Source organism: Micromonospora sp. WMMB482, assembly GCF_019038635.1.
Lineage (GTDB): Bacteria > Actinomycetota > Actinomycetes > Mycobacteriales > Micromonosporaceae > Micromonospora > Micromonospora marina.
The window spans coordinates 4,844,837-4,858,770 of the sequence record NZ_JAHOPD010000020.1; the positions used below are offsets into that span (position 1 = coordinate 4,844,837).

Annotated in this window: 13 protein-coding genes; 6 read left to right on the forward strand and 7 right to left on the reverse strand. The window is 70.8% G+C overall.

Annotated elements, in window-relative coordinates:
- Positions 1-20: 20 nt before the first annotated feature.
- Together aceB and aceA are read right to left on the reverse strand one after the other, a co-directional pair.
- Entirely contained in the window at positions 21-1,628 is a 1,608-nt protein-coding gene (gene aceB / locus KSK32_RS23980; protein WP_216933221.1) for a malate synthase A, read from the reverse strand.
- Positions 1,625-2,896: an isocitrate lyase gene (gene aceA / locus KSK32_RS23985; protein ID WP_216933222.1), complete on the reverse strand. Its 1,272-nt coding sequence runs from the start codon at positions 2,894-2,896 to the stop codon at positions 1,625-1,627. Before aceA ends, aceB begins: the two co-directional genes overlap by 4 nt.
- Before the next feature lie 194 nt (positions 2,897-3,090).
- On the opposite strand from aceA, the gene KSK32_RS23990 reads away from it, so the two are divergent.
- The 3 genes from KSK32_RS23990 to KSK32_RS24000 all read left to right on the forward strand — a co-directional run bounded on the left by KSK32_RS23990 (position 3,091) and on the right by KSK32_RS24000 (position 5,528).
- Positions 3,091-4,527, forward strand: coding sequence for a short-chain fatty acyl-CoA regulator family protein (locus KSK32_RS23990; protein WP_216933223.1), 1,437 nt, complete (start codon positions 3,091-3,093; stop codon positions 4,525-4,527).
- Between the two features lie 112 nt (positions 4,528-4,639).
- Positions 4,640-5,254, forward strand: coding sequence for a superoxide dismutase (locus tag KSK32_RS23995; RefSeq protein ID WP_216933224.1), 615 nt, complete (start codon positions 4,640-4,642; stop codon positions 5,252-5,254).
- 4 nt (positions 5,255-5,258) lie between these two features.
- Positions 5,259-5,528 carry a superoxide dismutase gene (locus KSK32_RS24000; protein ID WP_216933225.1) on the forward strand — a complete coding sequence of 90 codons (270 nt, stop codon included), beginning with the start codon at positions 5,259-5,261 and terminating at the stop codon, positions 5,526-5,528.
- A gap of 82 nt (positions 5,529-5,610) precedes the next feature.
- Here the strand turns inward: KSK32_RS24000 and KSK32_RS24005 are convergent, their stop codons facing one another.
- Genes KSK32_RS24005 through KSK32_RS24020 form a run of 4 tightly spaced genes read right to left on the reverse strand, consistent with a single transcriptional unit; the run spans position 5,611 to position 8,983 of the window.
- A complete protein-coding gene (locus tag KSK32_RS24005) occupies positions 5,611-6,423 on the reverse strand; it encodes an ABC transporter ATP-binding protein (protein ID WP_289256378.1) in 813 nt (270 codons plus the stop codon).
- Complete coding sequence (locus KSK32_RS24010; protein ID WP_216933226.1) at positions 6,416-7,231, reverse strand: ABC transporter permease; 816 nt, start codon at positions 7,229-7,231, stop codon at positions 6,416-6,418. Before KSK32_RS24010 ends, KSK32_RS24005 begins: the two co-directional genes overlap by 8 nt.
- A complete protein-coding gene (locus tag KSK32_RS24015; protein WP_216933227.1) occupies positions 7,228-7,998 on the reverse strand; it encodes an ABC transporter permease in 771 nt (256 codons plus the stop codon). The genes KSK32_RS24010 and KSK32_RS24015 overlap by 4 nt, the downstream gene beginning before the upstream one ends.
- 10 nt (positions 7,999-8,008) lie before the next feature.
- Entirely contained in the window at positions 8,009-8,983 is a 975-nt protein-coding gene (locus KSK32_RS24020) for an ABC transporter substrate-binding protein (protein ID WP_216933228.1), read from the reverse strand.
- A gap of 226 nt (positions 8,984-9,209) precedes the next feature.
- On the opposite strand from KSK32_RS24020, the gene KSK32_RS24025 reads away from it, so the two are divergent.
- Genes KSK32_RS24025 through KSK32_RS24035 form a run of 3 tightly spaced genes read left to right on the forward strand, consistent with a single transcriptional unit; the run spans position 9,210 to position 11,412 of the window.
- On the forward strand, positions 9,210-10,439 hold the full coding sequence (locus tag KSK32_RS24025) for a flavin-dependent oxidoreductase (protein ID WP_289256627.1): 1,230 nt from the start codon (positions 9,210-9,212) through the stop codon (positions 10,437-10,439).
- Positions 10,436-10,918 (forward strand): MarR family winged helix-turn-helix transcriptional regulator, encoded by a 483-nt coding sequence (locus tag KSK32_RS33590; RefSeq protein ID WP_216933230.1) that lies wholly within the window; start codon positions 10,436-10,438, stop codon positions 10,916-10,918. The genes KSK32_RS24025 and KSK32_RS33590 overlap by 4 nt, the downstream gene beginning before the upstream one ends.
- A complete protein-coding gene (locus KSK32_RS24035) occupies positions 10,915-11,412 on the forward strand; it encodes a DUF3237 domain-containing protein (RefSeq protein WP_216933231.1) in 498 nt (165 codons plus the stop codon). The genes KSK32_RS33590 and KSK32_RS24035 overlap by 4 nt, the downstream gene beginning before the upstream one ends.
- 88 nt (positions 11,413-11,500) lie before the next feature.
- On the opposite strand, the gene KSK32_RS24040 is transcribed toward KSK32_RS24035, so the two are convergent.
- Positions 11,501-13,903, reverse strand: coding sequence for a phosphoketolase (locus tag KSK32_RS24040; RefSeq protein ID WP_216933232.1), 2,403 nt, complete (start codon positions 13,901-13,903; stop codon positions 11,501-11,503).
- Between the last annotated feature and the right edge of the window lie 31 nt (positions 13,904-13,934).

The following is a 13,934-nucleotide window of genomic DNA, read 5'->3' on the forward strand; positions in this document are numbered from 1 at the left end:
CGGCCGCGGCGTCCCGCCGGTCAGCCGGCCGTCGCCACCTGTCCCCGCGGTGCGAGGTGCCGGGCGTACGCGCCGGTGGTGAAGAACGCCGGCAGGTCCTCGCCGAGCGCGGTGTCCTCGACGATCCGCGCCGCCTGTCCGGCGCGCTCGCGGTCGGCGTCGCCGCGGCCGGCGGTCAGCGCGGCCAGTTCCTCGGCGAGGACCGACCGGACGAGGTCCTCGGTGACGCAGCCGCCGCCGGCCAACGGGGTGCGGTGGTGCAGCCACTGCCAGACCTGGCAGCGGGCGATCTCGGCGGTCGCCGCGTCCTCCATCAGGTTCCACAGCGCCACCGCGCCGGTGCCGGCGAGCCAGGCGTCGACGTAGCGCAGCGCGACCGCGATGTCGGACTGCAGCCCGGCGGCGGTGACCTGGCCCGGGGTCTTGTCGACGGCGAGCAGGTCGGTGGCGGTGACGTCGACGTCGTCGCGAAGCCGGTCGAGCTGGTTCGGGCGGTCGCCCAGCACCGCGTCGAACTCATCCCGGCACACGTCGACCAGGCCCGGGTGCGCGACCCAGGAGCCGTCGAATCCGTCGCCTGCCTCCCGCCGCTTGTCCGCGCGCACCCGGCGTAGCGCCGTCTCGTTGACCTCGGCGTCGCGGCTGGGGATGACCGCGGCCATCCCGCCGATCGCGTGCGCGCCGCGCCGGTGGCAGGTCGCGACCAGCAGTTCGGTGTACGCGCGCATGAACGGCACCGTCATGGTGACCTCGGAGCGGTCCGGCAGGACGAAGTCCGGCCACTGCCCGAAGTTCTTGATGATGCTGAAGATGTAGTCCCAGCGCCCGGCGTTGAGCCCTGCCGAGTGCTCCCGCAGCTCGTAGAGGATCTCCTCCATCTCGAACGCGGCCGTGATCGTCTCGATCAGCGTGGTGGCCCGGATGGTGCCCTGGGGCAGGTCGAGGTACCGCTGGGCGAAGACGAACACGTCGTTCCACAGCCGCGCCTCGCGGTGGCCCTCCAGCTTCGGCAGGTAGAAGTAGGGGCCGGCGCCGATGTCGAGCTGCCGGCGGGCGCAGTGGAACAGGTACAGGCCGAAGTCGAAGAGGCTGGCGGAGATCGGGCGCCCGTCCACCACGACGCCCTTCTCCACCAGGTGCCAGCCGCGCGGCCGGACCACGATCGTGGCCAGGTCGTCGCCGAGGGCGTACCGCTTGCCGCGCGCGTCGGTGAAGTCGATCCGCCGGTCCAGCGCGTCGATCAGGTTGAGCTGTCCGGAGACGACGTTGTGCCAGGTGGGGGCCGTGGCGTCCTCGAAGTCGGCGAGCCACACCTGCGCCCCCGAGTTGAGCGCGTTGACAGTCATCTTGCGGTCGGTGGGCCCGGTGATCTCGACCCGCCGGTCGAGCAGACCGGGCGCGGGTGGCGCGACCCGCCAGGTGGGATCGGCGCGGATCGCGGCGGTCTCCGGCAGGAAGTCGGGCAGTTGACCGGTCGCGTACCGGTCGCGCCGGGCGCGGCGGGTGTCCAGCAGGGCCACGCGGCGGGCGGCGAACTCGCTGTCCAGCGCCACCAGGAACTCCAGCGCCCCGGGGGTGAGGACCTCGTCGAACCGTTCGGCCACCGGACCGATGATCTGGTGTCTCATGCGAACTGCTCCTCCTCGGTGGAGCCGCGCAGCGCAGTGGTCTCGGCCGCCGGGTTGAGCACGGTGCTGATCAGGTCGAAGTAGCCGGTGCCGACCTCCCGCTGGTGCTTGACCGCTGTGTAACCGGCCGCCTCGGCGGCGAACTCCCGCTCCTGCAACGCGACGTACGCGGACATGCCCTCGGTGGCGTAGCCGCTGGCCAGATCGAACATCGAGTGGTTGAGCGCGTGGAAACCGGCCAGGGTGATGAACTGGAACTTGTATCCCATGTGGCCCAGCTCCCGCTGGAACTTGGCGATCGTCGCGTCGTCGAGGTGCTTGCGCCAGTTGAACGACGGCGAGCAGTTGTAGGACAGCATCTGGTCCGGGTACTCGGCCTTGATCGCCTCGGCGAACCGGCGGGCGACCTCCAGGTCCGGGGTGCTGGTCTCCATCCACAGCAGGTCGGCGTGCGGCGCGTAGGCCAGGCCCCGGGCGATGCACGGCTCGATGCCGTCGCGGACCCGGTAGAAGCCTTCGGCGGTGCGCTCGCCGGTGACGAACGGCTGGTCCCGCTCGTCCACGTCCGTGGTGAGCAGGGTGGCCGCCTGTGCGTCGGTGCGGGCGACGACCACCGTCGGCACGCCGGCCACGTCCGCGGCCAGCCGAGCCGCTTCGAGGGTACGGATGTGCTGGCCGGTCGGGACCAGGACCTTCCCGCCGAGGTGGCCGCACTTCTTCTCGGCGGCGAGCTGGTCCTCCCAGTGCACCCCGGCGGCGCCGGCCGCGATCATCGCGGTCATCAGCTCGTAGGCGTTGAGCGGGCCGCCGAACCCGGCCTCGGCGTCGGCGACGATCGGCGCCAGCCACCGGGTCGCGTCGGTGTCCCCCTCGGCGGTCGTGATCTGCGCGGCGCGCAGCAGCGCGTTGTTGATCCGGCGAACCACCGCCGGGACCGAGTTGGCGGGGTACAGGCTCTGGTCGGGGTAGGTGTGCCCGGCCAGGTTGGCGTCCGCGGCCACCTGCCAGCCGGACAGGTAGATCGCCTTCAGGCCGGCGCGGACCATCTGCACCGCCTGGTTGCCGGTGAGCGCGCCCAGCGCGTGGACGTAGTCCTCGGTGTGCAGCAGCCGCCACAGCCGGTCCGCGCCGTGGCGGGCCAGGGTGTGTTCCTCCTGGATCGCGCCGCGCAGGCGGATCACGTCCTCGGGGCGGTAGCTGCGCCGCACCCCTCGCCAGCGGGGGGCGGTCTCCCACTCGGTACGCAACTGCTCGACGGCGTTCGGCATGACGTGTCCCTTCTGTGGTGGCCGGCGGCGGAGGACGTGAGCCGGGCCGGTGTGGCGCCCACGGTCACACGGGCCCGGTGACCGGGGCGAGAGACGGAATCAGCCAAGTTCTGGGAATTTCCGGCGGTGGTTTGCGAAGTTGCGAACAGATATATTCGCAGCCTGTTAAGCACCGGCGGCACGAGCAGCGGGAGGTGACGGCGATCAGCAAGACGTTCGCCGGCGCCCGGCTGCGCCGGCTACGGGAGGAACGCGGGCTGAGCCAGTCCCACCTGGCGCGGCTGCTGGCCATCTCGCCGAGCTACCTCAACCAGATCGAGCACGACACCCGGCCGCTGACGGTGCCGGTGCTCATGCGCATCACCGAGGTGTTCGGCGTCGACCCGACCGTGTTCGCCCCGCGGGACACCCCACGTCTGGTCGCCGGGTTACGGGAGGCGCTGTCCGGCCGGGTCGGCGTCGCCGACCTCACCGAACTCGCCACCCGGCTGCCCGAGGTCGCCGAGTCGGTCATCGACCTGCACCGCCGCTACCGGCAGGCCGACGAGCAACTCGCCGAGCTGCTCGGCGACCGCGAGACGGCGGGCCGCAGTCCGCACGACCGGGTGACCGAGTTCTTCTACCGGCGGCAGAACTACGTACCGGAACTCGACGAGGCCGCCGAGCGGCTGGCCGGAACGGTCGGGCTGCGCCGGGGCGAGGTCCGCGCCATGCTGCAGGACCGGCTGGCCGACCGGCACGGCGTGCGCGTACGCCACGACGACGCCCTCGCGCTCGGCGACGAGCTGCACCGTTACCGCCCGCAGACCCGCACCCTGCACCTGTCGGCGTCGTTGCGGGCCGGGCAGGAGGCGATGCGGATGGCGGCGCAGATCGCGCTGCTGGAGTACGCCGACGTGATCGACGAGATCGTCGAGCAGGAGCGCTTCGACGACACGCAGACCCAGATCCTCACCCGGGTCGGCCTGGCCAACTACTTCGCCGCCGCGTTGATCCTGCCCTACGAGCGGTTCCTGGCCGCCGCGGAGCAGCGCAGATACGACATCGACCTGCTCACCCAGCACTTCGCGATGGGCTGGGAGCCGGTGTGCCACCGGCTCAGCACACTCCAGCGCCCTCGCGCCCGCGGGGTGCCGTTCTCCTTCGTCCGGGTCGACCGGGCCGGCAACATGTCCAAACGCCAGTCCGCCACCGGGTTTCCGTTCTCCCACACCGGCGGCACCTGCCCCCTGTGGAACGTCTACGAGGCGTTCGGCGCGCCGGGCCGGGTCGTCGTGCAGGTCGCCGCGATGCCCGACGGGCAACGCTACCTGTGGATCGCGCGCACCATCACCCGCCACCACGGCGGCTACAACCAACCAGGCAAGGTCTACGCGGTCGGGCTGGGCTGCGAGACCCGTCACGCGGACCGGCTCGTCTACTCGGCCGGGATGGACCTGCACGCGGCCGAGGCGGCCACCCCGATCGGCCCCGGCTGCAAGACCTGCGAGCGGATGACCTGCCCCCAGCGCGCGGCGGCTCCGATCAGCGGACGGCTCGACCTGGACGAGAACCGCAGCACGTTCATCCCGTACCCGCTGAAGGGGGCGGACCGGGCGGTGCCCCCGGCCCCGCGGTCGTCCACTCCCTGAACCACCGGCCCCGGCGAAGCAGCGAAACCGGCGTCACGGGCGGCGAGCCGCCACGTTGTTGCCATAGAGTGGCAACAGCAAAGCAGCGGCATTACTAGGAGAGGGATCCTTGATGGCGGTCTACACCCTGCCCGACATGCCCTACGACTACGGCGCACTCGAACCGGCCATGTCCGGGCAGATCCTCGAACTGCACCACAGCAAGCACCACGCCGCGTACGTCAAGGGCGCCAACGACGGCCTGGAGCAACTCGCCGAAGCCCGTGAGAAGGGCGACTTCTCGACGTTGGTCGGGCTGGAGAAGACGTTCGCCTTCAACCTCTCCGGCCACGTGCTGCACTCGATCTTCTGGGGCAACCTGTCGCCGGACGGCGGCGACCGCCCGGACGGCGAGCTGGCAGCGGCGATCGACGAGCACTTCGGCTCGTTCGACGCGTTCGCCGGCCAGCTGTCGGCGGCCACCAAGGGCGTGCAGGGCTCCGGCTGGGGCGTGCTGGCCTGGGAGCCGCTGGGGCGGCGGCTGATCGTCGAACAGGTCTACGACCACCACGGCAACGTCGGCCAGGGGACCACGCCGCTGCTGGTGTTCGACGCCTGGGAACACGCCTACTACCTCCAGTACAAGAACGTCCGTCCCGACTACGTCGACCGGCTGTGGAACCTCGTCAACTGGGCGGACGTGACTGCCCGGTTCGACGCCGCCCGTGCCACGAGCCCGAAGATCTGACCGGGTGACCGACGCCACCACCCCGGCGGCCGCGGAGTTGCTCCAGCGCGCCGCCGGGGTGATCGCCGCCAAGCACCGAGGTGACCTCGCCGGCGCCGAGGAACTGCTCGCGGCGTTCCCCGGCGAGCAGGCCCGCACCCTCGGGTTCTACCTGCTCGCCGACCTGGCGCTCGGGCTGGTGCGGGCCGGCAGCGGACAGTCCATGGACGACCTGGTCCGGGAACTGTCCCTGCTCGTCGCCGCCACCGCGGGCCGGCCACCGGACGGAGGCTGAGCGCAGCGTCCTCGCCGATCTGCGGCAGCGGGTGGGGCCACGTGGGGACCGGGCGGACGGCGATGGACGATCGGCGGTGCGGTCACGGTGCCGGCTGTGGCGCCGCGGCCGGCCCGCGCTTGGCCCGCTGGATCTGCTCGTAGACGTGGGTCCGCAGTTCGGTGAACCGGGGCAGGGCCCGGGTGGTGAGCTGATCGCGTCTCCGCGGTAGGTCGATCACGAGATCCTCCTGCACCCGGGTCGGTGCGTTCGACAGGACGAGCACGCGCTGGCCCAGATACACCGACTCGTCGATGTCGTGCGTCACGAAGACAGTGGAGATCCCGCGGGTCAGATGCAGTTCGCGGACGAGGTCCTCCAGGTCCGCGCGGGTCTGCGCGTCCACCGCGGCGAACGGCTCGTCCATGATCAGCACTTCGGGCTGGTAGGCGATGGCGCGTGCGATAGCCACCCGTTGCTGCATCCCGCCGGAGAGCTGCCACGGATGGCTCCGCGCCGACTGGGGCAGCCCGACCGCGTCGAGGGCGTCGTCGACCAGCCGGTCACGTTCGGCACGGGAGAGCCTCTTGTGGCGCAGCGGCAGCTCGACATTGCCCCGGACCGTCAGCCACGGATAGAGGCTGCGGCCGTACTCCTGAAAGACCACCGCCATGGCCGGGCTCGGGCCGGTCACCGGCGATCCCTCCATCTCGACGAGGCCGCCGGTGGGCCGGAGCAGTCCGGCCAGGCACTTCAGGAGCGTGGTCTTGCCGCAGCCCGAGGGACCGACGACGCACAGCAGTTCGCCGGGCTCCATCGTGAAGCTGAGATCCCCGATCGCCTCGACCTCGCCCCGGCCGGAGGCGTAGACCTTCCGGAGATGCTCGACCCTCAGCAGCGGGCGGCCGTCAGCCACGGGTGACCTCCTTCATTCCGTGGTACCAGCGCAGAACGCGCCGTTCGACGACACCGAAGGCCACGGCGAGGAAGACCCCGATGAGGCCGAGCAGGAGGATGCCGCTCCACATCTCGGCGATGAGGTAGTTCCGTTGGAAGTAGGCGATCCGGTAGCCGAGGCCGGCTGACGACGCGAACATCTCCGAGATGACCATGAGGATCAGGGCCACCGAGAGCGCCTGCCGTACGCCGGTCATGATGCGGGGGCTCGCCGCCGGGAGGATCAGCAGCCACAGCCGGTCCCACCGGGAGATCCGGAACGAGTGCGCGGTCTCCGTCATCACGCTGTCGGTCGCCCGGACGCCCTCGATCGTGTTCAGCAGGATCGGCCAGACCGCGCCGGACACGATGACGACGACCTTCATGGTGTCGGTGATGCCGAGCAGGAGCATCGCGACCGGAATCAGCACCGGTGGCGAAATCGCGCGGAAGAACTCCAGCAGCGGTTCGAGGGTCTCGCGTAGCGGGCGGAGCCGGCCGATCACGACGCCGGCGGCGACGCCGACGAGGATCGACGCGAACAGGCCGATCATGAGCCGGTACAGGCTCGGCAGGACGTCGTCGACGAACGCCGGGCCGATCCAGGTCCGCCGGAACGCGTCGAGGAGCGTACCGGGGCCGACGAGGAAGCGGTTGGTCGACCCGGTGGACCAGACGGTCCAGAGCGCCACCGTCAGGACGGGAAGCCCGACCGCGAACAGGACGTTCTCGGCGACCCTGACGCCGAGGCCGCGGGGACGGGCCCGGCCCGCGCCGACGGCGGTCATCGGGCCGCCTCGTCCGCCAGCACCGACTGGTGCCAGGCCAGCGAGCGGCGTTCGACGAAGCGGAACACGACGTTCACCAGCAGGCCGAGGAACCCGGTGACCACGACGAGGCCGTACAGGCCGACCGCGTCCCCGGCGGAGCGGGACAGCTCGATCATGCGCCCGAGGCCGGGATTGCCGATCACCATCTCGGCGGTGACGGCCAGGATGAGCGCGACCGCCGCGGCGAGACGCAGACCGGTCATCAGGTACGGCAGCGCGGTCGGCAGGACGAGGTACCGCAGACGCTCGGCGCGGGTGAGGCCGAAACTCCGCGCGGTGTCCCGGGCGACGGTGTCGACGTCGGCGACGCCGTAGATCACCTGCACGAACACCTGCCAGAACGCCGCGTAGACGATGATGACGAGCGCGGCGCTCATCTGCAGGCCGAACATCAGCACGGCGAGGGGGATCAGCGCGACCGACGGCACCGGCCGCAGGAACTCGACAGTCGTGTGTGTCGCCCGACGCAGGAACGGCACCATCCCGACCACCGTCCCCAGTGCGACAGCCGCGAGCGTCGCCACCGTCAGGCCGATCGCCCACGACGTCATGGTGAGCCGGACCCGCCGCCAGAACGCCAGGTCGCGGACCTCCTGGGCCAGTCGTCCGAACACGTCGGTGGCGTACGGCAGGTAGTCCGGGTCGACCAGTCCCAGCGTCGGGATCAGCTGCCAGACGACGAGGAACCCCAGCAGGCCGGCGGCGCCCAGCAGGATCTTGCGCATCGTCGGCCGGCTACTGCTGCTGGATGAGGCGGTCGAAGTCGGGTCGCCGGTCGAGGACGCGGTACTTCTGGGCGAGCGTCGCCAGCTGCTCCAGGCCGGCCCGGTCGAGCTCCCACCCGAACGCCGGGAGCCGCACGGAGTCCGCCACCGCCTCCGGTAGCTCGAGATTGTCCTTGATGGCTTGACGCAGGGCGGCTTCGTTGGCCGGATTCTTCGCCCAGGTGAGCGTCTTCCGCATCGCCGACGAGAAGTCCGCGACCAGGGTGGCGTCGGAGTCCGTCAGCCTGCTCGACGTGATCGTCGTCAGGGTGGTGAGTCCGGGAATCGTGGCCTGGTACGGGGCGACCACCAGGACGTCACCGCGTTTGCGCAGCTGAGTGATGAACGGCTCGGTCACCCAGGCGGCGTCGATGTTGCCGGCCGCGAGCTGGGCCGGCGCGTCCGGGAACGCCACCTCGACGAACTTCACAGTGGCGGGATCGCCGCCGTCCTTCTCCACGGCCGCCATGATCGTGACGTCGCCGGCCGCGCCCAGGCTGTTGACCGCCACCGTGCGCCCCGCGAGCTGGGCCGGCCGGGTGATGCCGGACTTCGCCGACGCGACCACGGCGTTGATGTCGTCACCGTCGGCATAGGACGACGCGTAGTTCCCGATGATCACCACGCCGAGGTTCTGCAGGTCGGCGCGGAACGGGCCGAACGGCTGACCGATGGCGAAGTCGATGTCGCCGTTGATCAGGGCCGGGATGGCCTGTGCGCCGCCCTGGGCGGGCACCACCTCGACGTCGAGCCCCTGCTCCCGGAAGATGCCCGCCCTGATCCCACCCCACAGCGCGGCGGTCTCGCTGATCGGCAGCGCCGCCACGCGGACCTTCCGCAGTCCGCCGCTCGCTCCGGGGGACGGATCGGTGGCATCGGAGTCCGTACAGCCGGTCAGGGCGATCACGACGCCGGCGAGAACAGCGAGGGCGGTGGCCTTCTTCATGGACGAGCCCTTCCGTGCGAAGCGCTGGTGCATCCGGAGGAGTGAGGGCCGGCGAGGTGAGGTGAACCATCCGGCCGCGTCGATCAGAATCATGCGGCGGGGATTGATTGTCAAGAATGCCGATAACGCTATTCGCGTTCGCGGGAAGCGTCTTGACACGTAACGATTTTGTGACCAAACTGTGGCGTTGTGCTGGGGCGGCGGAGGGAGTGACGACTTGGCGATCGTGATCGTGGGCGCTGGTATCGGTGGCCTCACCACCGCGCTCAGCCTGCACCGGGCCGGCTTCCGTGACATCGCCGTCTACGAGCGCGCCGCCGCGCTGCGCCCACTCGGGGTCGGGATCAATCTGCTCCCGCACGCCGTCCGGGAGCTGGCCGAATTGGGCCTCGGCGAACGCGTGGAAAGGCTGGGTGCCGCGCCCGGCACACTTGCCTACTACAACCGTTACGGTCAGCAGATCTGGAGCGAACCGCGCGGACTGGACGCCGGATATCGCTGGCCGCAGCTTTCCGTCCATCGCGGACGGTTCCAGATGGAGCTGCTCGCCGTGGTGCGGGAACGGCTCGGAGCCGGCGCGGTGCGCACCGGGCACCGGCTCGTCGACGTGCGGAACGGCGTCGCGCGCTTCGAGACGGCAGCGGGGGAGGTCAGCGTCCCGGGCGACCTGATCGTCGGCGCCGACGGCATCCATTCCGCGCTGCGCCGCCAGCATCAGCCCGGCGAGGGAGCGCCGCTCTGGAACGGGCTGACGCTCTGGCGGGGGACGGCGCGGGCGGCCGGATTCCTGGACGGGCGAACCATGATCATGGCCGGGGACGCGGAACAGAAGTTCGTCGCGTACCCGATCGGCGCCGGCCTGGTCAACGTCGTCGCCGAACGACGCGGGCCCGGTTTCGCCGGGCCCAACGCGGACTGGAACCGGGCGGTCGACCCCGCGCCGGTCGTCTCCCTCTTCGCGGGCTGGCGTTTCCCGTGGCTCGACGTGCCGGAACTGCTCGCCGCGGCCGACGAGATCCTCGAGTACCCCATGGTGGACCGCGACCCGATCGGCACCTGGACCCACGACAACACGACGCTGCTCGGCGACGCGGCACACCCGATGTACCCCAACGGTTCCAACGGGGCGTCGCAGGCGATCCTCGACGCCCGTACCCTCGCCTTCCACCTCGCCGGCGCGCCGACGGTGCGGCAGGCGCTCGACGCCTACGAGGCGGACCGGCGGCCGGCGACCACCGCGCTCGTGCTGAGCAACCGGCGGCAGGGCCCGGAACAGGTGATGGTGCTGGCCCACGAACGCGCGCCGGACGGGTTCGACCACATCCACGACGTCATCCCGCCGGACGAGCTCACCGAGATCGCCGCCGGGTACAAGAAGGCGGCCGGCTTCCTGCCCGCCGACCTCAACGAACGGGCCTCCCTGACGCCGACTGTCTTCCCGGGCGTCCTGCCGTGACCGGCCCCGACGAGACCGGCCCGGAGGCGACCGAGCTGGACGCGGCGCGACTGGCGTCGGTGATCTCGCCGCTGCGGCGCACGCTGCTCGCCGCCGCCCGGGCCGCCGAGCACCTGCCGGAGATCCCGGACGCGCAGATCGAGATCGTGCGGGCGCTGCCCCGGGGCACCGTGTCCGGTCCCGGTGAGCTGGCCGATCGACTCCGCCTGAGCCGATCGACGGTCAGCAACCTGCTGACCACGATGGAGGGCAACGGTCTCGTCGAGCGCCGCCCCCGTCCCGGCAACCACCGCCACGTCGAGGTCCTCGCCACCCCGAAGGCCCTCGACCTGTTCGACCGATTCGACCTCGCGAGCGGAGACCTGGTCGCCCGCGCCGCGGCCACCCTGCCGGCGGAGGACCGGGCGGCTCTCGCCGCCGCCGTGCCCGCGTTGGAACGCCTGCGCGACGCCCTCGCGAACGCCAAGGACACCCCATGAGTACGCGCCGGCCCACTGATCCCGCCCCGGTGAGTGCCCCGGCGGTTCCCGCCCTGGAGGCCGCGTTCGAGGTGGAGGCCCGGCTCGGCACGCTGGAGGACCACGGGGTGACCCGCGCGGGCCAACGTCGCGTCGTGCCGATCGTCGGCGGCCGGGTCAGCGGTTTGTTCGAGGCCGACATCCTTCCCGGCGGCGCCGACTGGCAGCTGGTCCGCCCCGACGGCGCGATCGAGATCGACACCCGCTACTCGGCGCGCACCACCGGCGGCGGTCACGTCTACATCCGGACGTTCGGCGTCCGCAGCGGCCGCCCGGAGATCCTCGAAGCGTTGCTGCGCGGCGACGCGGTCCACCCCTCCGAGTACTACTTCCGGCTGTGCCTACGACTGGAGACGTCGGTGCCCACGCTGGCCGTCCTGGAGCAGTGCGTCTTCGTGGCGGCGGCGATCCGCGAGGCCGACCGGGTGCGCTACACCGCCTACCGCGTCACGTAGCTGTTCCCGGCGCCGGGCGAGCAGCCGGCGCGTACGCGCCTGTGGAGACGGTGGCGCCGGCCCGCTGACGCCACCGTCCCGGTGCGGCTCAGCCGCGTGCGGCCCAGTCGCCGAGGGCCCAGTCGCGGACCTCGGGCATGTCCTCCAAGTGCTCCACCACGTACCTCTCGTGGCGGTCGAGCTGACTCCGGCACCACTCCTTGAGGTCCGCGGCGCCGCGCGGGAGGCGCTTGGCGTTGTTGATGGCGTCCATCACGAGGTGATACCGCGACGCCTTGTTGCGCACCGTCATGTCGAACGGGGTGGTGGTCGTGCCCTGCTCGACGAAGCCGCGGACGCGGAACCGGTCCGCGTCGGGGCGGCCGTGTACGAGCTGGTGGATCGCGCCGGGGTAGCCGTGGAAGGAGAAGACCACGTCGACGTCGTCGGTGAACAGCTCGGTGAACAGGGTCTCGCTCATGCCGTGCGGGTGGTCCTTGGGCCGGACCAGGGTCATCAGGTCGACCACGTTGACCACGCGCACCTTGAGGCCGGGCAGCCGGTCGCGCAGGATCTGCGCTGCCGCGACCGTCTCCATGGTGACGACGTCGCCGGCGCAGGCGAGGACGATGTCGGGGTCGCTGGTGCCGTCATCGGTGCCGGCCCAGTCCCAGACCCCCGCACCGCGGGCGCAGTGTTCGATCGCCTCGTCCATGGAGAGGTACTGCAGCTGCGGCTGCTTGTCGATGACGATCAGGTTGATGTACGACCGCGACCGGAAGCAGTGGTCGGCCACCGACAGCAGGGTGTTGGCGTCCGGCGGCAGGTAGACCCGGGCGACGTCGCCCCGCTGGGTGAGCACCACCTGGATCAGGCCCGGGCCCTGGTGGGAGAAGCCGTTGTGGTCGTTGCGCCACGCCGTCGAGGTCAGCAGCACGTTGAGGCTGGGCACCTTCGCGCGCCACGGCAGGTGCTTGGCCTCCTGCAACCACTTGCCGTGCTGCACTGTCTGCGAGGCGCTGACCATCGCGAAGGCCTCGTAGGTGGCGAACATGCCGTGCCGGCCGGTCAGGTTGTAGCCCTCCAGCCAACCGTGGCAGTTGTGCTCGCTGAGAACCTCCATGACCCGGCCGTCGCGGCTGATCGCCGTGTCCTCCGGTGTCACCCGCTCCATGAAGGCACGGTCGGAGACTTCGAACACGCTGCCGAGGCGGTTGCTGTTGGTCTCGTCAGGACAGAACAACCGGAACCGGTCGGCGTTGCGGGTGTAGATGTCGCGCATCATCTCGCCCAGCTTGCGCGTCGACTCGGCCCGCTGCTGCGCGGGCCGGGGCACGTCGATTGCGTAGTCACGGAAGTCCGGCAGGTCCAGGTCGCGGGTCAGCACGCCGCCGTTTGCCTGCGGGCTGGCACTCATTCGCAGGTCACCGTCGGGGGCCTGGTCACGGATCACCGCCACGGGCGCGCCGGCGGAATCGAACAACTCCTCCGGACGGTACGACTTGAGCCAGCGCTCGAGCAGTGCCAGGTGCTCCGGATTGTCCTTGACGCCGGAGAGCGGCACCTGGTGTGACCGCCACGTCCCGGTGACGGTGATCCCGTCGACGGAGTCCGGCCCGGTCCACCCCTTCGGTGACCGCAGGATGATCAGTGGCCAGACCGGACGGGTGCCGTCCCAGGAACCGTCACGTGCGGCGGTCTGAATGTCGCGGATCCTCGTCCAGGCAGTGGCGAGGGCGGCGGCGAAGCGGTGGTGCATGCCGGGAAGGTCCGAGCCCTCGACTTCGATGACGTCGTAACCGTGGCCGCGCAGCAGGGTGCGTACCTCCTCGGGGTCCTTGCGCCCGAGCACGGTGGGGCCGGAGATCTTGGCGTCGTTGAGGTGCAGGATCGGCAGGACCGCCCCGTCGCGTTCGGGGTTGAGGAAGGACACGCCCTTCCAGGAGCCCTCGAGGGGCCCGGTCTCGGCCTCACCGTCGCCTACCACCGCGATGGCCAGCAGGTCCGGGTTGTCCATCACCGCGCCGAACGCGTGGACCAGGACGTAGCCCAGCTCGCCGCCCTCGTGGATGGAGCCGGGGGTGGTCACCGACACGTGCGACGGGATACCGCCCGGGCTGGAGAACTGCCGGAACAGGCGGAGCATCCCGGCCTCGTCCTGGCTGACGTCCGGGTACACCTCGCTGTAGGTGCCCTCCAGATAGCCGGCAGCGACGAGTGCCGGACCACCGTGACCCGGACCGGCCAGGTAGATCGCCTGCTGACCGGTGTGCCGGATCAGCCGGGAGACGTGCGCGTAGATCAGCGACAGGCCGGGGCTCGTTCCCCAGTGACCGAGCAGGCGCGGCTTTATGTGTTCGGCCGACAAGGGCTCGCGCAGCAGCGGGTTGCTCTGCAGGTAGATCTGTCCGATGGTCAGGTAGTTGTTCGCTCGCCACCACGCGTCCAGACGGGCGAGTTCGGTGTCGTCGAGTTCGGCGAGCGAACGGAGTTCGGATACGACCGCGGTCACGGTGGTTCCTTTCACAGATCTCGTCTTGTCA